This window comes from Mesorhizobium sp. M0088 (assembly GCF_040322895.1).
Classification (GTDB): domain Bacteria; phylum Pseudomonadota; class Alphaproteobacteria; order Rhizobiales; family Rhizobiaceae; genus Mesorhizobium.
The window spans coordinates 162,259-178,300 of record NZ_JAMYUI010000003.1; the positions used below are offsets into that span (position 1 = coordinate 162,259).

The 16,042-nt window shown below is 62.4% G+C and carries 20 protein-coding genes; 5 read left to right on the forward strand and 15 right to left on the reverse strand.

What is annotated here, in order from left to right; all coding sequences use genetic code 11:
• Nucleotides 1-87: 87 nt before the first annotated feature.
• On the reverse strand, nucleotides 88-696 hold the full coding sequence (locus NKJ67_RS05045; RefSeq protein WP_023808594.1) for a YqgE/AlgH family protein: 609 nt from the start codon (nucleotides 694-696) through the stop codon (nucleotides 88-90).
• 170 nt (nucleotides 697-866) lie between these two features.
• On the opposite strand from NKJ67_RS05045, the gene NKJ67_RS05050 reads away from it, so the two are divergent.
• From NKJ67_RS05050 to NKJ67_RS05060, 3 genes are all read left to right on the forward strand, one after another.
• Nucleotides 867-1,673 (forward strand): protein-disulfide reductase DsbD domain-containing protein, encoded by an 807-nt coding sequence (locus tag NKJ67_RS05050; RefSeq protein WP_127270313.1) that lies wholly within the window; start codon nucleotides 867-869, stop codon nucleotides 1,671-1,673.
• An 85-nt stretch (nucleotides 1,674-1,758) separates the two neighbouring features.
• On the forward strand, nucleotides 1,759-2,241 hold the full coding sequence (locus NKJ67_RS05055; protein ID WP_127398996.1) for a peroxiredoxin: 483 nt from the start codon (nucleotides 1,759-1,761) through the stop codon (nucleotides 2,239-2,241).
• A 75-nt stretch (nucleotides 2,242-2,316) separates the two neighbouring features.
• Nucleotides 2,317-2,793 (forward strand): DUF2938 domain-containing protein, encoded by a 477-nt coding sequence (locus tag NKJ67_RS05060; protein WP_352580708.1) that lies wholly within the window; start codon nucleotides 2,317-2,319, stop codon nucleotides 2,791-2,793.
• A 132-nt stretch (nucleotides 2,794-2,925) separates the two neighbouring features.
• Here the strand turns inward: NKJ67_RS05060 and rnhA are convergent, their stop codons facing one another.
• From rnhA to coxB, 12 genes are all read right to left on the reverse strand, one after another.
• A complete protein-coding gene (rnhA, locus tag NKJ67_RS05065; RefSeq protein ID WP_127270020.1) occupies nucleotides 2,926-3,456 on the reverse strand; it encodes a ribonuclease HI in 531 nt (176 codons plus the stop codon).
• A gap of 11 nt (nucleotides 3,457-3,467) precedes the next feature.
• On the reverse strand, nucleotides 3,468-4,430 hold the full coding sequence (locus NKJ67_RS05070; protein WP_352580709.1) for a homoserine kinase: 963 nt from the start codon (nucleotides 4,428-4,430) through the stop codon (nucleotides 3,468-3,470).
• A 5-nt stretch (nucleotides 4,431-4,435) separates the two neighbouring features.
• Nucleotides 4,436-5,446: a 4-hydroxy-3-methylbut-2-enyl diphosphate reductase gene (gene ispH, locus NKJ67_RS05075; protein WP_023808604.1), complete on the reverse strand. Its 1,011-nt coding sequence runs from the start codon at nucleotides 5,444-5,446 to the stop codon at nucleotides 4,436-4,438.
• A gap of 88 nt (nucleotides 5,447-5,534) precedes the next feature.
• Nucleotides 5,535-6,290: an SURF1 family protein gene (locus NKJ67_RS05080; RefSeq protein ID WP_164762540.1), complete on the reverse strand. Its 756-nt coding sequence runs from the start codon at nucleotides 6,288-6,290 to the stop codon at nucleotides 5,535-5,537.
• Entirely contained in the window at nucleotides 6,287-6,691 is a 405-nt protein-coding gene (locus tag NKJ67_RS05085) for a DUF983 domain-containing protein (protein ID WP_127327095.1), read from the reverse strand. Before NKJ67_RS05085 ends, NKJ67_RS05080 begins: the two co-directional genes overlap by 4 nt.
• Before the next feature lie 56 nt (nucleotides 6,692-6,747).
• Nucleotides 6,748-7,239: a L,D-transpeptidase family protein gene (locus NKJ67_RS05090; protein WP_127320373.1), complete on the reverse strand. Its 492-nt coding sequence runs from the start codon at nucleotides 7,237-7,239 to the stop codon at nucleotides 6,748-6,750.
• A 93-nt stretch (nucleotides 7,240-7,332) separates the two neighbouring features.
• Nucleotides 7,333-8,214: a cytochrome c oxidase subunit 3 gene (locus tag NKJ67_RS05095; RefSeq protein ID WP_127270321.1), complete on the reverse strand. Its 882-nt coding sequence runs from the start codon at nucleotides 8,212-8,214 to the stop codon at nucleotides 7,333-7,335.
• Between the two features lies 1 nt (nucleotide 8,215).
• Nucleotides 8,216-8,848, reverse strand: coding sequence for a cytochrome c oxidase assembly protein (locus NKJ67_RS05100; RefSeq protein WP_127395869.1), 633 nt, complete (start codon nucleotides 8,846-8,848; stop codon nucleotides 8,216-8,218).
• Nucleotides 8,848-9,012, reverse strand: a complete 165-nt coding sequence (locus NKJ67_RS05105; RefSeq protein ID WP_024503613.1) for a cytochrome c oxidase system small membrane protein — start codon at nucleotides 9,010-9,012, stop codon at nucleotides 8,848-8,850. The genes NKJ67_RS05100 and NKJ67_RS05105 overlap by 1 nt, the downstream gene beginning before the upstream one ends.
• Complete coding sequence (locus NKJ67_RS05110) at nucleotides 9,009-9,953, reverse strand: heme o synthase (RefSeq protein ID WP_352580710.1); 945 nt, start codon at nucleotides 9,951-9,953, stop codon at nucleotides 9,009-9,011. The genes NKJ67_RS05105 and NKJ67_RS05110 overlap by 4 nt, the downstream gene beginning before the upstream one ends.
• A 75-nt stretch (nucleotides 9,954-10,028) precedes the next feature.
• A complete protein-coding gene (ctaD, locus tag NKJ67_RS05115) occupies nucleotides 10,029-11,681 on the reverse strand; it encodes a cytochrome c oxidase subunit I (RefSeq protein WP_023808611.1) in 1,653 nt (550 codons plus the stop codon).
• Between the two features lie 38 nt (nucleotides 11,682-11,719).
• Nucleotides 11,720-12,619, reverse strand: coding sequence for a cytochrome c oxidase subunit II (coxB, locus tag NKJ67_RS05120; RefSeq protein ID WP_127327253.1), 900 nt, complete (start codon nucleotides 12,617-12,619; stop codon nucleotides 11,720-11,722).
• Between the two features lie 376 nt (nucleotides 12,620-12,995).
• Between coxB and NKJ67_RS05125 the strand changes: the two genes are divergently transcribed.
• A complete protein-coding gene (locus NKJ67_RS05125; protein ID WP_127380620.1) occupies nucleotides 12,996-13,553 on the forward strand; it encodes an invasion associated locus B family protein in 558 nt (185 codons plus the stop codon).
• A gap of 154 nt (nucleotides 13,554-13,707) precedes the next feature.
• A complete protein-coding gene (gene tldD / locus NKJ67_RS05130) occupies nucleotides 13,708-15,120 on the forward strand; it encodes a metalloprotease TldD (RefSeq protein ID WP_352580711.1) in 1,413 nt (470 codons plus the stop codon).
• Between the two features lie 40 nt (nucleotides 15,121-15,160).
• On the opposite strand, the gene NKJ67_RS05135 is transcribed toward tldD, so the two are convergent.
• Both NKJ67_RS05135 and NKJ67_RS05140 read right to left on the reverse strand, forming a co-directional pair.
• A complete protein-coding gene (locus NKJ67_RS05135) occupies nucleotides 15,161-15,667 on the reverse strand; it encodes an RES family NAD+ phosphorylase (protein WP_352580712.1) in 507 nt (168 codons plus the stop codon).
• Nucleotides 15,660-16,031 carry an antitoxin Xre/MbcA/ParS toxin-binding domain-containing protein gene (locus NKJ67_RS05140; RefSeq protein WP_127270326.1) on the reverse strand — a complete coding sequence of 124 codons (372 nt, stop codon included), beginning with the start codon at nucleotides 16,029-16,031 and terminating at the stop codon, nucleotides 15,660-15,662. Before NKJ67_RS05140 ends, NKJ67_RS05135 begins: the two co-directional genes overlap by 8 nt.
• Between the last annotated feature and the right edge of the window lie 11 nt (nucleotides 16,032-16,042).

Sequence of the window (16,042 nt, forward strand, 5' to 3'; positions counted from 1 at the left end):
TCCGCTGCGCTCCGGTTCTCGAAAACACCACCATATGACTCTCCAGAGCGAGTTTCGAAACGGGCTCCGCGATGAGGCTGATGGGGTTTAGGCGTGTCCGGCCGCCAGGCTGAGATGCGCAAGGTCGATACCGATCGAGGCGAGGATCCGGTCGTATTTGCGCTCGATATCGGTGTCGAACAGAAGCTCGGCATTGGCCGGACAGGTCAGCCAGCCATTTTCGGCGATCTCGGTCTCCAGCTGGCCGGCGCCCCAGCCGGAATAGCCGAGCGCCATCAGCGCATGACGAGGCCCGCGGCCGGACGATATGGCGCGCAATATGTCGACGGTCGCCGTCAGGCAGATGTCGTCGGAAACGGTCAGCGACGATTCCACCCGATAGTCTCCCGAATGCAGGACGAAGCCCCGGCTGCGGTCCACGGGGCCGCCATTGCGCACGACGAAATCGCGGGCCTGAGCCGGCAAGCGGATCGCCTCCTGCTCGTTCATGATGCCCAGTTGCACGAGCAAGTCCGGAAACAGCATCTGCTGCGTCTGGTTGATGATCAGGCCCATGGCGCCTTCATCGGAATGTGCGCAGACATAGATGACCGAGCGCGTGAAACGGTCGTCCTTCATGCCGGGCATGGCAATCAGGAACTGATCGTCGAGAAAGCCGCGACTGGCGACCGTCTTCTTGTGGCGCAACAAGTCCATGAAGGGAGCGTAACGCGTTTCCAAAGCGCCGAAAAGATGCGCCGTGCTGGATTCGACCAAAGCCTGTGGCGGCGGCTCGAACATTCTTCTCCCTCGAAGTCACGCAAATATGATACCGGCAAGGCCATGAAATCATTGCGCGGCCACGAACGGACGATCAAATCACCGCCATGCGAAGCTTGAAAATCCTGCTGCTCGGCGCCGCCATCGGATCGGCAACCGCTCTTCCCGCCGCCGCCTCCTCATCGGCGTGGTACAACAGCGAAGGCGGCAAGGTCCGGCTGGTGACATCAGGCAAAGCCGACGACACCGGCCGCATCCAGGGCGTTCTCGACATAGCGCTCAAGCCCGGCTGGAAGACATATTGGCGCGATCCGGGCGACGCGGGCGTGCCACCGCAACTCGACATTTCAGCCAGCACCAACATCGCCGACGCAGCGCTATCGTTTCCGGCGCCGCAGCGCCATGACGACGGCTATGGCAAATGGGCAGGCTACAACTATCCGGTTTCTCTGCCGGTGACATTCACGCTGGCGGCGCCGAACCAGCCGGCGTTGATCGATGCCGACATCTTTCTCGGCATCTGCGAAACGATCTGCATCCCGGTGCAGACGCGGCTGACCGTCGACCCGGCCTCCGATCCGGACAATGCCGAGGACGCAGCGCTGGTGAAGGCGAGTTTCGCGGCGCTACCAGCGCCCGCGAGGTCCGATTTCGGCATCGCTGTGCTGCCGGGCGACCACGAGACGCTGATTGTCGAGGCGAGCTTTCCCGGCGATCCGGAGGCGGCGGATTTCTTCGTCGCCGGCGAGCGGGACTACATGTTCGGCACCCCTGCCCGCAGCGAAAAGGACGGCAAGCTGATCTTCACCGTGCCGATCCTCGATCGCCCCTCGACGACGCCGACCGATGGCGGGCTTCACTATACGCTGACGAGTTCGGCGGGCGCGGTCGAAGGGGTTCTGCCTTTCCCTTGATCCAGCCCACCCCAACGGTTGCAGGAAGCCGTTGGGTTCGCTAGGCAAAGACACGTCCTTCCCCATTTTCCCAAGCGAGGAATCCATGACCATTTCCGTTGGCGACAAGCTGCCTGACGTGACCTTCAAGACGATGACCGCCGATGGCGCCAAGCCGATCACCGGGGCCGAGATTTTCTCGGGCAAGAAGGTCGTGCTGTTTGGGGTTCCCGGCGCCTTCACACCGACCTGCAGCAACAACCATTTGCCGGGTTATCTCGAAAACCACGATGCCATCCTGGCGCGCGGCGTCGACACCATCGCCGTCGTTTCGGTCAACGACGTCCATGTCATGGGCGCCTGGGCGCACTTCACCGGCGGTGAGGGCAAGATCATGTTCCTCGCCGACGGCAGTGGCGATTTCGCCAAGGCGGTAGGCCTCGACAATGACCTTTCCGCCAGCGGCATGGGGCTGCGTTCGAAGCGGTTTTCGATGATCGTCGACGACGGCAAGGTCACCGCGCTCAATGTCGAGACCAAGCCTGGTGTCGACGAGTCCGGCGCGGCTCATATTCTGGGACAGCTCTGAAGTTCAGCGCGGCGTCGGGTGTGGAACGACGATCGCGCTTGTAGCCCAGGGCTTGCGTTTGGGGGGATTCTAGCGATGTTTAACATGTTCTGGCGCGCTATCGCGATCGGCATCGGCGCCACCGTCCTGATGGATCTCTGGGCCATCTTCCTGCACAAGGCGTTCGGCCAGCCACGGCCGAACTGGGGGCCGGTCGGTCGCTGGGTCTGGCATCTCCGTGACAAGGTCTTCCACGACGATATCGGCGGTGCCGCACCGTACGTGCATGAAAAGGCGCTGGGTTGGGCCTTTCACTATTTTGTCGGCATCGTCTACGGCATCATCCTGGTGGTGCTGGCCGGAGCGGGCTGGCTTGCCGCGCCGACATTCCTGCCGGCCTTCATCCTCGGCATCGTCACCGTCGGCGCCGGCTGGTTCCTGCTGGCACCCGGCATGGGCGCCGGCTGGGCGGCCTCGAAGCGGCCCAACCCGATGCTGATCCGGGCGCTGAATCTGGTGTCGCACACCGTGTTCGCACTTGGGCTTTGGGGCACGGCGCTGCTGATCCGATAAGGGTCTACAACTGCGCTGGCCAGTCGATCGCCAGCCGCAGTAGATAACGCGGTGCGCGCCGATATCGTAGTAGTTGCCACCCCCGCCGGCTGATCCGCTTCTTCGTACCTGAGAGCCGCGCCGCTCCGGAAATCAATAGCTCTGGGTAGAGCGCCGCACTTTCGCGATTGCCGGTTGTTTGGCCGGCGCAGCAGGCTTTGCCGCTGCTGCAGGCTTGAACGGACCTTTCTTGAACGGCGCCATGCCTTCGCGCGCAAGCTCGTCGGCGCGCTCGTTCTCGACATGACCGTCATGGCCCTTGACCCAGTTCCAGGTGACCTTGTGGCGCTTGTTGGCCTCGTCGAGCGCCTGCCAAAGTTCACCGTTCTTCACAGGCTTCTTGTCGGCGGTCTTCCAGCCGTTCTTCTTCCAGCCGTGGATCCACTTGGAAATACCGTCCATGACATACTTGCTGTCGGTGTGAAGGTCGACCGTGCACGGCTCCTTCAGCGCGTTCAGCGCCGAAATGGCGGCCAACAGTTCCATGCGGTTGTTGGTCGTCTCGGCTTCGCCGCCGGAAAGCTCCTTGGTGGTGCCGTTGAAGCGCAGGATCGCGCCCCAGCCGCCAGGGCCGGGATTGCCCGAACAGGCGCCGTCGGTGAAGATCTCAACCAGTTTGCTCATGATACCCCATATCAGGCCAATCCATATTCCGAAGGAGATTTGATCGCCCGGTGGAACCGCATCCTTCTGATGTATTCGGTCGGATCGCGCTTCATCACCAGCCCGCCATCGGGGACGGTCAGCCAGTCGTACAGCCGGGTCAGCATGAAGCGCAACGCCGAACCGCGCGCCAGCACCGGCAGCGCAGCCTTTTCCTGGTCGCTCAGGGGCCGGACGCTCTGGTAGCCGGCGAGCAGCGCCTTGCCCTTGGTGAGATTGAAGGAAAAATCTTTCTCGAAGCACCAGGCGTTGAGACAGGTGGCGACATCGTAGGCGTAGAGGTCGTCGCAAGCGAAATAGAAATCGATCAGGCCGGAGAGCTTTTCGCCGAGGAAGAAGACGTTGTCCGGGAAAAGATCGGCATGGATGATGCCTTGCGGCAGGTCTTTGGGCCAGTTGCGCTCGAAATCGGCAAAGTCGGCATCGACCTCGGCCGCTAGGCCCGGCTCGACCTCGTCTGCGCGATCGCGCGCTGCATCCCAGAGCTTGCGCCAGCCGTCGATGGCCAGGGCATTCGGACGCGTCATCGAAAAATCGGCACCGGCCAGATGCAACTGCGCCAATGCCTTGCCGACCTCGGCACAATGCGTTGCTGTGGGCCGCCGCAACGAAAGCCCTTCCAGGAAGGTGATGATGACCGCCGGCCGGCCGGCGAGCGTGCCGATGACGCTGCCGTCATGCGCGGTCACCGGCAGCGGGCAGGACACGCCCTTGTTGGCGAGATGGCCCATCAGCCCGAGGAAAAACGGCAGATCCGCCTTCTCGACGCGCTTCTCATAGAGCGTCAGGATGTAGGAGCCGCTGGAGGTGTGCAGCAGAAAGTTCGAGTTCTCGGTGCCTTCGGCGATGCCCTTGTAGGACAGGAGATCGCCGACCGGATAGTGCTTCAGGAATGCGCCGAGTTCGCCTTCCGCAACGTCGGTGTAGACCGCCATGTGCCTTACGCGGCTCCATTGACGAAGGCCATGTCGGCCCGCGTCAGTTCGACATCGCGCAGGACCCGCATGACTGGAAAATCCTCGGTTTCCGTGGCCGTGATGGCAAGATCGATCGTGACATCGAAGCGTTGCCGGAACGCGTCGATGATCTCGTCGACGATGATTTCGGGCGCCGACGCGCCGGCCGACAGGCCAAGCGTCGAGATGTTGCCGATGTCATTCCACGGAATCTCGGCGGCGCGCTGCACGAGAAGCGACATGGTGGCGCCTGCACGCTCCGCGACTTCGACAAGTCGTCGCGAATTGGAGGAATTCGGCGCGCCGACGATCAGATAGAGATCGGCGCCCGGCGCGGTGTCCTTGACGGCTTCCTGGCGGTTGGTGGTGGCATAGCAGATCGATTCCGCCGCTGGTGCCTGCAGCGCCGGAAAGCGATCCTGCAAGGCGCGGATGATGCCGGCGGTGTCCTCGACAGACAATGTGGTCTGGGTAACGAAGCCGAGCGCCTGCGGATCGGCGGGCGAGAGCTTTGCGGCATCGGCTTCGGTTTCGATCAGCGTCACCGCTCCGTCCGGCAGTTGGCCCATGGTGCCGATCACTTCGGGATGACCGGCGTGACCAATCAACAGCACATGGCGGCCGAGCCGCTGATGGCGCATCGCCTGCTTGTGGACCTTCGACACCAGCGGGCAGGTGGCATCGAGATAGAAGAGATTGCGCGCCTTCGCATCCGCCGGCACCGATTTCGGCACGCCATGCGCCGAGAACACGACGGGCGACTGCCGATGTTCGGCCGGTATCTCGGAGAGTTCCTCGATGAAGACGGCGCCAAGGCTTTGCAGCCCCTCGACGACGTAGCGGTTGTGCACGATCTCATGGCGGACATAGACCGGCGCGCCATATTTCTTCAGCGCCAGCACGACGATCTGGATGGCACGGTCGACACCGGCGCAGAAACCGCGCGGCTGGCAGAGCCGGATCGTCAGAGGTGGTTTGGTGGTTGTCTGAAGCATTAAATCCGGGCCGGTTGATCAAAGCCGAAATGAAGTGCGCACCCCTGCCCTGTCAAGGGCATCGGTTGAAAGGGGGCATCAGCCGCGTTCATTCGTCTTTCGCGGGACGGCGAAGCCGCAGGATGAGCACGGCTGCGAGCGCCGCGGCAAGCCCGTACCAAGTCATCGCATATTGGAGATGGCTGTTCGGGAGATCGATGATGGTGACGCCGCCAACCGGCAAGCCGCCTGGGTTTGGCGTCTTGTCTGCGTCGATGAAGATCGGCACCAGCGCGGCGCCCGCCGGCAGACCGGCGCTTGCAGCCATCACGTCGCGGTCCTTCCAGTAGAAGATGTTCTTCGCCACGTCGTTGTCGGGAAGCATCATCGACGGCTTGCCCGGCAGCGGGTTGCGGGCCAGCCCCGTGACCGTCACTCTGCCAGCCACCTGTCCCTTGGCGCGCTTGGCGGCATCCTTCAGATCGTAAGGCACGAAGCCGCGATTGATCAGGACGAAGCGGCCGTCGTCGAGCGCCAGCGGCGTGTAGACATTGAAGCCGGCATCACCTTCCCAGGTCGCGTAGAAATGGCGTTCGCCTTGATGCAGGAACGTGCCGGTGACGGTGACAGGCGTATAATCGACATCCCCGGTGGCGGCGAACTCTTTCTCGACCGCAACCAACGGCAACGGCGCCGAATGGGTGCGCTGGTCGATGGTCTGCAGAAGGCCTTCCTTCCAATACAGGCGCTGCATCTGCCAGGTGCCGAGCACCAGCAGGATCAGGAACAGCACAAGGCCAAGGCCGAGCAGCAATGCAGATCGCGGCCGCGAACGACCGTCAGTTTTAAGGGAAGCCTCGCTCATTCGCCGCGATCCAGCCGGCCCTCGGCCGCTTGGTTGCGGTATTGCAGCGTCAGCAGCACGCCCTTGATCAGCCGCAGCGCCGTCAAGCACAGCACAACAGCCAGCGGAATCCAGACCAGCAGATGCAGCCAGAGCGGCGGGCTGAGCGCGACTTCTACCCAGAGCGCCAGGCCGACGATGATAAAGCCGATGATCAGGATCACGAACACCGCCGGCCCGTCGCCGGCATCAGCGTAGGAATAATCGAGGCCGCAATTGACGCATCGCTTGCCGACGGTGAGGAAGCCGGAAAATAGCCGCCCCTCGCCGCAGCGCGGGCAACGGCCATGCAGGCCGGCCGAGATCGGATCGATCGGCGGCCAGATCGCCCTATCTTCACTCTTGGAAGAGTCGTCGCTCATTGCTTACCGCTCGATTTCAGATCGACCGGCAACCAGTTCATCTTGCCACTCATTGCCTACCGCTCGATCTCGATCGGTGTGCCATCGGCCACCATCGCCCAGATTTCGTCCATATCGGAGTCCGTAACCGCAATGCAGCCGTCGGTCCAGTCGACCAATTGAAGCAGCCAGCCCCACCAGCCATAACCGTTTGGCTGGCCGTGGATCATGATCATGCCGCCCGCGTCGACATTGCGCGCCCTGGCGGCCGCCAGATCGTCGGTGTTGGGGTACGAAATATGGATCGATCTGTGCGCGATGCTGTTCGGGTTGCGCCAGTCGAGGACATAGTTCCCCTCGGGCGTGCGTTGATCGCCCTCCTGGTGCTTATGCCCGACAGGATCGCCGCCGAGTGCGATGCCGTAGCTGCGCAGGATCTTGCCGTCGCCGATGAGTTCCAGCCGGCGTTCGGCTTTGTGGACACGCACCAGATCCACCTTCTCGCCGGCAAAGGCCGGGAGTGCCGCGATCATCAATGCGCAAATGGCCCGGAAAATTGTCAGCCGCATTGGCTATCGATCAGCGATCATTGCGCCAAAAAGAAGAAGGCGGCCACATTGCCGCGGCCGCCCCTCCCCAAACGGAAATTCCTCAGGCCAGGATCAGTGGCCCTCGATCACCGCGCCGACCGATCCCCAGACGTAGATCGAGGCGAACAGGAACAGCCAGACCACGTCGACGAAGTGCCAGTACCAGGCGGCCGCCTCGAAGCCGAAATGTTGCTTGGGGGTGAAATCACCCTTCATCGCCCGGATCAGGCAGACCAACAGGAAGATGGTGCCGATGATGACGTGGAAACCGTGGAAGCCGGTCGCCATGAAGAAGGTGGCGCCATAGATGGAATCCTTGAAGGCGAACGGAGCATGCATGTACTCGTAGGCCTGCACCATGGTGAACAGCATGCCGAGGCCAACAGTCAGCACCAGGCCGTTGATCAGGCCTTTGCGATCGCCATGGATGAGCGAATGGTGCGCCCAGGTCACCGTGGTGCCGGACAGCAGCAGGATGACGGTGTTGTAGAGCGGCAAATGGAAGGGGTCGAGAACTTCCATGCCCTTCGGCGGCCAGACACCGCCGGTAAACGCGGTGCGGGCATATTGCTGGACTTCGCTCGGAAACAGGCTGGCATCGAAATAGGCCCAGAACCAGGCAACGAAGAACATCACCTCCGAGGCGATGAACATGATCATGCCGTAGCGCAGATGCAGCGACACGACACGCGTGTGATGGCCCTCATGCGCCTCCTTGATCGTGTCCGACCACCAGGCGAACATGGTGTAGAGGATGATCACGAGACCGATGAAGAACAGCCATGGATTGGCGATGTTGAAGCCGAAGATCGGGAACGAGCCGCCCTTCAGGTATTCCATCAGGCAGACGCCGCCAAAGGCGGCGACAAGTGCGCCTACCGATCCCAGGAAAGGCCACGGGCTCGGGTCAACGAGATGATAGTCATGCTGTGGTTTTGCGTGCGCGTCTGCCATATCAACCCCCGAGATTTGCTTCGGTATTCGAAATTGTCTTGCTATTGCCCTTGGCCGGCTCCGAGGAGGCGACCGGCTTGGCCTTCTCGACCGGGAACATCGTATAGGACAGCGTGATCGTCTTCACGTCCTTCAGTTCCGGCACATTGACGATGTCGGGGTCCACGTAGAACAGGACCGGCATGTCCAGTGTCTCGCCGGGCTTCAGCGTCGTGTCGGTGAAGCAGAAGCACTCGACCTTGTTGAAATAGGGACCCGCCAGTTCAGGCTGCACGTTGAAGGTGGCGCGGCCGGTCACGGGACGATCGAACTTGTTGGTCGCCTGATAGTGCGCCTGCACGGTCTCGCCGATCTTCATCGTCATCGAGCGCTGGACCGGCTGGAACTCCCACGGCACGCCAGCGATGTTGGCATCGAAGCGGACGGTGATCTCGCGGTCGAGCACGCGGCCGGCATACTGCTTCTCGGCACGTTGCGTCGTGCCGCCATAGCCGGTCGCCTGGCAAAACATCTTGTAGAGCGGGACCGCGGCATAGGCCATGCCGATCATGCCGGTGAAAAAGGCGAGGCAGACAGCCGCGACGATGACGTTGCCGTTCTTGCCAGCCGCTTTTTTGGAGGTCTCGACGCTCATCACATCGTGCCCAGATTGTGGCCGAACTTCACGATCGTCGCGATGTAGAAAATGACCACCAGCAGCGCCAGCGCCACACCGATGGCGATAGAACGGCTGCGCTGCGCCTTCTTCTGACGCTCGGTCAACGTGACGGTCTCGAGCTTTTCCTCGATCATGGTCATGCTCCACCCATGGCAAGCGCGCGTTCGACAACGCTGTCGGCCAGATAGGCAGCGAAGATGGCGAAGAGATAAAGCAGCGAATAGGCGAACAGGGCCTTGGCCGGTTTCATGACGCGGTCATCGTCGGCCATGCCAAGCACTTTCCACGCGTACCAGACAAAACCGACTCCCAGAAGCAGGGCGGCCACGCCATAGAACGGCGTGGTGTAGCCAAGCAGCCACGGCAGCACGCCGACCGGGGCCAGCACCAGCGCATAGGCGAAGATCTGGCGGCGGGTCGAAGCGTGGCCGGCGACGTTGGGCATCATCGGAATGCCGGCCTTGGCATAGTCCTCGGACTTGAACAGCGCCAGCGCCCAGAAATGCGGCGGCGTCCACAGGAAGATGATCAGGAACAGGACAATGCTTTCGAGGCTGACTGTCCCGGTCACCGCGGCCCAGCCGATCACAGGCGGAATGGCACCGGCGGCCCCGCCGATGACGATGTTCTGCGGCGTCCAGCGCTTCAGCCACATCGTGTAGACGACGGCGTAGAAAAAGATGGTGAAGGCGAGCAGCGTCGCCGCCAGCCAGTTGACCAGCACGCCGAGCGTCATCACCGACAGCACCGACAGCACCAGCCCGAAGGTCAGCGCTTCGTGCGGCTGGATGCGACCGGCCGGGACCGGGCGGTTGGCGGTCCTGGTCATCACGGCATCGATGTCGGCATCGTACCACATGTTGAGCGCGCCGGAGGCACCAGCACCTATTGCAATAGCCAGGATGGCGATCACCGCCAGCAGAGGGTTGATGGTCACGGGTGCGGCGACAAGGCCAACAAAGGCGGTGAACACCACCAGCGACATGACGCGCGGCTTCAGCAGCGCGAAGAAATCGCCCGCCGTCGCTTCCGACATGCGAAAGCCCGCTTCGTCAATCAATGGTTCGTCGACAAGGGCCATGCGTACTTAAGTCCATCATCCGTTGGCCAAAACCGCCGGCGGACCGGCGGTTTCGTATTCGAGCGGGCAGCCGCCTTACTTGATTTTCGGCAGCTGTTCCCACTGGTGGAAGGGCGGCGGCGAAGGCAGCTGCCATTCGAGCGTCGTTGCGCCCTCGCCCCATGGGTTGGCGCCGGCGATCCGCTTCTTCTGGAAGGCCTCGAACACACCATAGAGGAAGATCAGGACGCCGATGGCCGAGATATACGAGCCGATGGACGACACATAATTCCAGCCGGCGAACGCATCGGGGTAGTCGATGGTGCGGCGCGGCATGCCGGCGAGACCGAGGAAGTGCTGCGGGAAGAAGATCAGGTTCACGCCGACGAAGGTGACCCAGAAATGGGTGTTGGCGATGACGGGCGAATACATGTAGCCGGTCATCTTCGGGAACCAGTAGTACCAGCCGGCGAAGATGGCGAACACCGCGCCCAGTGACAGCACGTAGTGGAAGTGGGCAATGACGAAATAGGTGTCATGCAACGAGCGGTCGAGGCCGGCATTGGCCAGCTGGACGCCGGTGACGCCGCCGATGGTGAACAGGAAGATGAAGCCCAGCGCCCACAGCATCGGCGTCTTGAACGAAATCGACCCGCCCCACATCGTCGCGATCCAGGAGAAGATCTTCACGCCTGTCGGCACCGCGATGACCATGGTGGCGAAGACGAAATAGCGCTGCGTGTCGAGCGACAGGCCGGTCGTGTACATGTGGTGCGCCCACACGATGAAGCCGACGGCGCCGATCGCCACCATGGCATAGGCCATGCCGAGATAGCCGAACACCGGCTTCCTCGAGAAGGTCGAGATGACGTGACTGATGATGCCGAAGCCCGGCAGGATCAGGATGTACACTTCAGGGTGACCGAAGAACCAGAACAGGTGCTGGAACAGGATCGGGTCGCCGCCGCCGTCGGGCGCAAAGAAGGTGGTACCGAAATTGCGGTCGGTGAGCAGCATGGTGATGCCGCCGGCCAGGACCGGCAACGACAGCAGGAGCAGGAAGGCGGTGATCAGCACCGACCAGGCAAACAGCGGCATCTTGTGCAGCGTCATGCCAGGCGCGCGCATGTTGAAGATGGTGGTGATGAAGTTGATGGCGCCGAGGATCGACGACGCACCGGCAATGTGGATCGACAGGATCGCCAGATCCATGGCCGGCCCGGGCTGGCCCGAGGTCGAAAGCGGCGGATAGAGCGTCCAGCCGCCACCGACGCCAAAGGCGCCCGGCGCGCTCGGCACGAACATCGAGGTGAGAAGCAGGATGAAGGCCGGCGGCAGCAGCCAGAAGGAGATGTTGTTCATGCGCGGGAACGCCATGTCGGGCGCGCCGATCATGATCGGAACCATCCAATTGGCGAAGCCGCCGATCAGCGCCGGCATGACCATGAAGAAGATCATGATCAGGGCGTGCGCGGTGGCGAAGGCATTGTACATGCTCTTGCCGCCGTCGATCGCGGCGTCACCGTTCATGCCGTAGACCATCTGCGCCAGACCGCTGAAGATCTGGATGCCAGGCTCCTGCAACTCCATGCGGATGGCGACAGACAAGGCACCGCCGATGATGCCGGCCATGATCGCGAAGATCAGGTAGAGCGTGCCGATGTCCTTGTGGTTGGTCGAATAAACCCAGCGGACCCAGCCGTGATAAGGCTTGTGGTCGTGCCCGTCGTGAGCTGCAGCGTCTGCCATGTTCCGCTCCGTTCCCTAAATCTTGCTAACCCGCGGCATCAGTTGCCGGCGGCCGCTACCTTGTTCTGGCCGTCGACCTCGGCCATCAGCGTCTTGTTGGCGCCGGGCAGATCGGTCTTGGCTGCCGCCAGCCAGGTCTTGAACTGCGCATCGGAGACGACGCGGATGGCGATCGGCATGAAGGCATGGTCCTTGCCGCAGAGCTGCGAGCACTGGCCGTAAAAAATACCTTCCTTCTCCGCCTTGAACCAGGTCTCGTTGGTGCGGCCCGGAATGGCATCGATCTTGATGCCGAACGACGGCATGGCAAAGGAGTGGATCACGTCGGTCGCGGTGACGAGCACGCGGGTCATGGTGTTGACCGGCACCACCAGTTCATTGTCGACCGCGAGCAGGCGCGGATAAACCTTGCGGTCCTCCTTGCCGGCGGCGGCGCGGTCGGTGTCCTGAAGGATCGCGGAATTGAAGGAGAGCGTGTTTTCGGTCTGGTACTCGTAGTCCCAGTTCCACTGGTTACCGGTCGCCTTGACGGTCAGCTTCGCTTCTTCCGGCGGCGTGTATTGCGCGGTCAGCAGCTGGAACGAGGGAATTGCCAAGCAAAGCAGGATGACGACCGGACCGACAGTCCAGATCACCTCGATCAGCGTGTTGTGGCTGGTCTTGGACGGAACCGGGTTCGCGCTCGCACGGAATCTGACGATGCAATAAGCGAGGAGAAGCAGCACCAGGATGGTGATCGGAACGATGAACCACATCGTGTAGTTCCCGAACCACTCGATCTGCCGCATCATGTCGGTCGCCGGCGCCTGGAAGGTTGTCTCCCAGTTCTTGGGCTGGTCGGCATGGGCGGATGCGCCGGCGAAAAACGTGACAGCGGCACAAGCACTTAGAAACTTGGCACTTGCTGGAACCTTGGCGTTTGCCAGGAAATTTCTCATCGCCCTCATCGTCTCCCAGTTCCTCGCTGCGGTACCCACGAGAATAACGAACAATGCCGGGACGGGAATCCCGACAGTTTCAAGGTGGTTCAAACCATACTCTTTTTCCCTCCGCAAGAAAGGAGCGGACGAAACCGTGCGGCATTTTTGCGCGCAAGCCCGGATGTGCCTTTGGAGGCAGCCGCGGCAGCACCCAATCGCCTACAGTGAGCCCGCAGCAGCATTCCCGCGGGCCGCAGGTGCCGAACGTCGCAATTCGGGCGAAATTGGCAGGGAAAAGCGCCCAATTGGCTTTTTCGGGGCAGACCTGGTGCGGTCTCGTCCTTTACTTGGCTTTGGCGCGGCTTAAAGTGCCGTGATTCGCAATGGAGCCGTCATGAATTACTGGCTTTCGAGAAACTCTCGGTTTTCGAGAAACTGGGCGAAGGTCATCTTTCTCGCCGCCCTGTCTGGCATTGGCCTGTCCGCGATCGTGCTGTCCGGCACGGCCAACGCCGCGCAGCCGAGCGGCACCGTGCGTTCGACGCATGGCGCATGGTCGATCATCTGCGACACGCCGGCCGGTGCCACCTCGGAACAATGCGTGATGATGCAGAACGTCGTCGCCGAGGACCGTCCGGAGATGGGACTGTCGGTCGTGGTGCTGCGCACCGCCGACAACAAGGCGGAGATCCTGCGCGTGCTGGCGCCGCTCGGCGTGCTTTTGCCCAACGGGCTCGGCCTCAATGTCGACGGCAAGGACATCGGCCGCGCCTATTTCGTGCGCTGCTTCCAGGACGGCTGCTATGCCGAGGTTATCCTCGAAAAGCCGCTTCTCGACACGCTGAAGACCGGCACGTCGGCCACCTTCATCGTTTTCCAGACCCCGGAAGAAGGCATCGGCATCCCGGTCGACCTCAAGGGCTTTGCCGACGGCTTCGCCGCCCTCCCCTGAAAGCCCGGCGACATCACCGGCTTCAACCAGAAGTGACTTCGACGGGCTGCTGGCAAACCGCTTTTGTCTTCACAATGCGGCAGAGCGATTGTCTCGGCGCGCCTTCGCGCCTACATCGTGGCAAAGACCCATTCCTCCTGTGAACGGATGCGCCATGAACAGCCTGATCGGCCAATTCGACATTTCAGACGATCGCATCAAGCGGATCGTCGCCGATACCATCAACGGCGCCGATGACGGCGAGCTGTTCCTCGAATACAGCGAGAGCGAAGCGCTGATGTTCGACAATGGCCGCCTGAAGACCGCCAACTTCAACACCGACCAGGGGTTTGGCCTGCGTGCGGTTGCCGGCGAAGCCAGCGGCTATGCGCATTCCAGCGACCTCTCCGAAGCGTCGCTGCTGCGAGCGGCCGATGCCGTTTCAACCGTCAAGGGCGGTTATTCCGGCACGCTTGCCGCGGCACCTGCCCGCACCAACCGCCATCTCTATGGCGAAGAGAACCCGATCCCCTCGCCTTCCTTCGAGGCCAAGGCAAAGCTCTTGCAGGAAATCGACGCCTGGCTGCGCGCCGAGGATCCGCGCGTGCGGCAGGTTTCGGCATCGCTCGCCGCATCCTGGCAGCATGTCGAGATCGTGCGCGCCGATGGCCAGGTGGTGCGCGATATCCGCCCGCTGGTCCGCATCAACGTCTCCGTCGTGGTCGGCGATGGCGACCGCCAGGAGAGCGGCTCCTACGGCATGGGTGGCCGCAAGGCGTTTGGCGAATTCCTGGTCGAGGACAGCTGGAAGCACGCCGCCAAGGAGGCGCTCAGGCAAGCTCTGGTCAATCTCGAGGCCATACCGGCCCCGGCCGGCACTTTCGACATCGTCTTGTCCAGCGGCTGGCCGGGCGTCATGCTGCACGAGGCCGTCGGCCATGGGCTGGAAGGCGATTTCAACCGCAAGAAGACCTCGGCCTTCGCCGGCCTGCTCGGCCAGCAGGTCGCCGCCAAGGGGGTCACCGTCGTCGACGACGGCACGATGCCCGAACGGCGCGGCTCGCTGACCGTCGACGATGAAGGCACACCTTCGGCCCGCAATGTGCTGATCGAGGATGGCAAGCTGGTCGGCTACATGCAGGATCGCCAGAATGCCCGGCTGATGGGCATGAAGGCGACCGGCAACGGCCGCCGCGAAGGCTATGCCCACCAGCCGATGCCGCGCATGACCAACACCTATATGACATCTGGCGACATGGAGCCGGACGAAATCATCGCCTCGGTCAAGAACGGCATCTATGCCGTCTCCTTCGGCGGCGGTCAGGTCGATATCACCTCGGGCAAATTCGTGTTCGGCTGCACCGAGGCCTACATGATCGAGAACGGCAAGGTGACGCAGCCGATCAAAGGCGCGATGCTGATCGGCAACGGTCCGGACGCCATGCACCGCGTCTCGATGATCGGTAACGACATGAAACTCGACACCGGCATCGGCATGTGCGGCAAGGCCGGACAGGGCGTGCCCGTCGGCGTCGGCCAGCCGCATCTGCGCATGAACCAGATGACGGTGGGCGGCACCAGGGTTTGATAAGAACAGTCGACGAGCTTACTCGCCCATCTGAGTTGCCCTAAAGCCAGGATGCCGGCGATTTCGGCAGACGACGGTCGGGGTCGACGACCTCCAGGCGCGGCGCGCCATCCTCGTTCCAGCGCCAGAGCGCAACGCAGGTGCCGCCGGGCGACATGAAGGACGGATAGATCACGCCGTTCACCCCATCGGCAAGCAGGCGATCCCGCAGCTTGTGGGTCTCGGGCACAAGGCCCTGATCCAGCATGTCTCGCCATTCGCATTGGTGAATGCCCGCCGTCATGGCCAATTCGCTCAGCATTGCGGCATCGGTCAGATCGGCCAAGCGCGCGCCCGAGAGCTCAAGTTGGGCAATTAACGCCGGATGCTGGACAAAGCCCTGATTGTACTCCGCCCAGGCGGTGGACAATTCGCGCGCCGCATAGATCGTTGAAGCGCCAATTGGATTCCAGCGACCGCCGAAGTGGGCAGCGCCCACGCCCGAAAGCGGCAGATGCGCCCAACGCGGTACGAAGGCCCGCCACAAGGTCAGGCTGATCTCAGGCATACACGCCGGAGCGGACGGCCTCCAGATAGGCAAGCACCTTGTCCGTCTTGCCCTCGCGAACCAGGTCGTAGGCGGTCTTTCCCGCCCAGCCGGGGATCGGCTGGTGCTTAAACCAGATCGCCGCACGTTGCTCGCCGCCGGCCATTTCACCGGCCATCGACAGGATGCGGACGATCGGGCTGAGGGCGGCGTCGACCTTGCGCGCGCCGGCCTTGGCGGCAAGCGTGTTGCGCGCGACCCCGATCAGGCCGGCCAATTCGGTCAGGTTGACACCAAGCTGTTCCGCGACACGCCTTGCCGAAAGGTAAGGCGACCGTTCCTCGCCAAAGCGTGACGCCGGAACTTCGAGGGCTGCGGAGTTCATGACGATTACCT

What these genes read in the sequence shown, in the direction of transcription:
- NKJ67_RS05045 (WP_023808594.1), bottom strand. Translation starts at nt 696, where the DNA reads ATGGACTTGTTGCGCCACAAGAAGACGGTCGCCAGTCGCGGCTTTCTC.
- NKJ67_RS05050 (WP_127270313.1), top strand. Translation starts at nt 867, where the DNA reads ATGCGAAGCTTGAAAATCCTGCTGCTCGGCGCCGCCATCGGATCGGCA.
- NKJ67_RS05055 (WP_127398996.1), top strand. Translation starts at nt 1,759, where the DNA reads ATGACCATTTCCGTTGGCGACAAGCTGCCTGACGTGACCTTCAAGACG.
- NKJ67_RS05060 (WP_352580708.1), top strand. Translation starts at nt 2,317, where the DNA reads ATGTTTAACATGTTCTGGCGCGCTATCGCGATCGGCATCGGCGCCACC.
- rnhA (WP_127270020.1), bottom strand. Translation starts at nt 3,456, where the DNA reads ATGAGCAAACTGGTTGAGATCTTCACCGACGGCGCCTGTTCGGGCAAT.
- NKJ67_RS05070 (WP_352580709.1), bottom strand. Translation starts at nt 4,430, where the DNA reads ATGGCGGTCTACACCGACGTTGCGGAAGGCGAACTCGGCGCATTCCTG.
- ispH (WP_023808604.1), bottom strand. Translation starts at nt 5,446, where the DNA reads ATGCTTCAGACAACCACCAAACCACCTCTGACGATCCGGCTCTGCCAG.
- NKJ67_RS05080 (WP_164762540.1), bottom strand. Translation starts at nt 6,290, where the DNA reads ATGAGCGAGGCTTCCCTTAAAACTGACGGTCGTTCGCGGCCGCGATCT.
- NKJ67_RS05085 (WP_127327095.1), bottom strand. Translation starts at nt 6,691, where the DNA reads ATGAGCGACGACTCTTCCAAGAGTGAAGATAGGGCGATCTGGCCGCCG.
- NKJ67_RS05090 (WP_127320373.1), bottom strand. Translation starts at nt 7,239, where the DNA reads ATGCGGCTGACAATTTTCCGGGCCATTTGCGCATTGATGATCGCGGCA.
- NKJ67_RS05095 (WP_127270321.1), bottom strand. Translation starts at nt 8,214, where the DNA reads ATGGCAGACGCGCACGCAAAACCACAGCATGACTATCATCTCGTTGAC.
- NKJ67_RS05100 (WP_127395869.1), bottom strand. Translation starts at nt 8,848, where the DNA reads ATGAGCGTCGAGACCTCCAAAAAAGCGGCTGGCAAGAACGGCAACGTC.
- NKJ67_RS05105 (WP_024503613.1), bottom strand. Translation starts at nt 9,012, where the DNA reads ATGACCATGATCGAGGAAAAGCTCGAGACCGTCACGTTGACCGAGCGT.
- NKJ67_RS05110 (WP_352580710.1), bottom strand. Translation starts at nt 9,953, where the DNA reads ATGGCCCTTGTCGACGAACCATTGATTGACGAAGCGGGCTTTCGCATG.
- ctaD (WP_023808611.1), bottom strand. Translation starts at nt 11,681, where the DNA reads ATGGCAGACGCTGCAGCTCACGACGGGCACGACCACAAGCCTTATCAC.
- coxB (WP_127327253.1), bottom strand. Translation starts at nt 12,619, where the DNA reads ATGAGAAATTTCCTGGCAAACGCCAAGGTTCCAGCAAGTGCCAAGTTT.
- NKJ67_RS05125 (WP_127380620.1), top strand. Translation starts at nt 12,996, where the DNA reads ATGAATTACTGGCTTTCGAGAAACTCTCGGTTTTCGAGAAACTGGGCG.
- tldD (WP_352580711.1), top strand. Translation starts at nt 13,708, where the DNA reads ATGAACAGCCTGATCGGCCAATTCGACATTTCAGACGATCGCATCAAG.
- NKJ67_RS05135 (WP_352580712.1), bottom strand. Translation starts at nt 15,667, where the DNA reads ATGCCTGAGATCAGCCTGACCTTGTGGCGGGCCTTCGTACCGCGTTGG.
- NKJ67_RS05140 (WP_127270326.1), bottom strand. Translation starts at nt 16,031, where the DNA reads ATGAACTCCGCAGCCCTCGAAGTTCCGGCGTCACGCTTTGGCGAGGAA.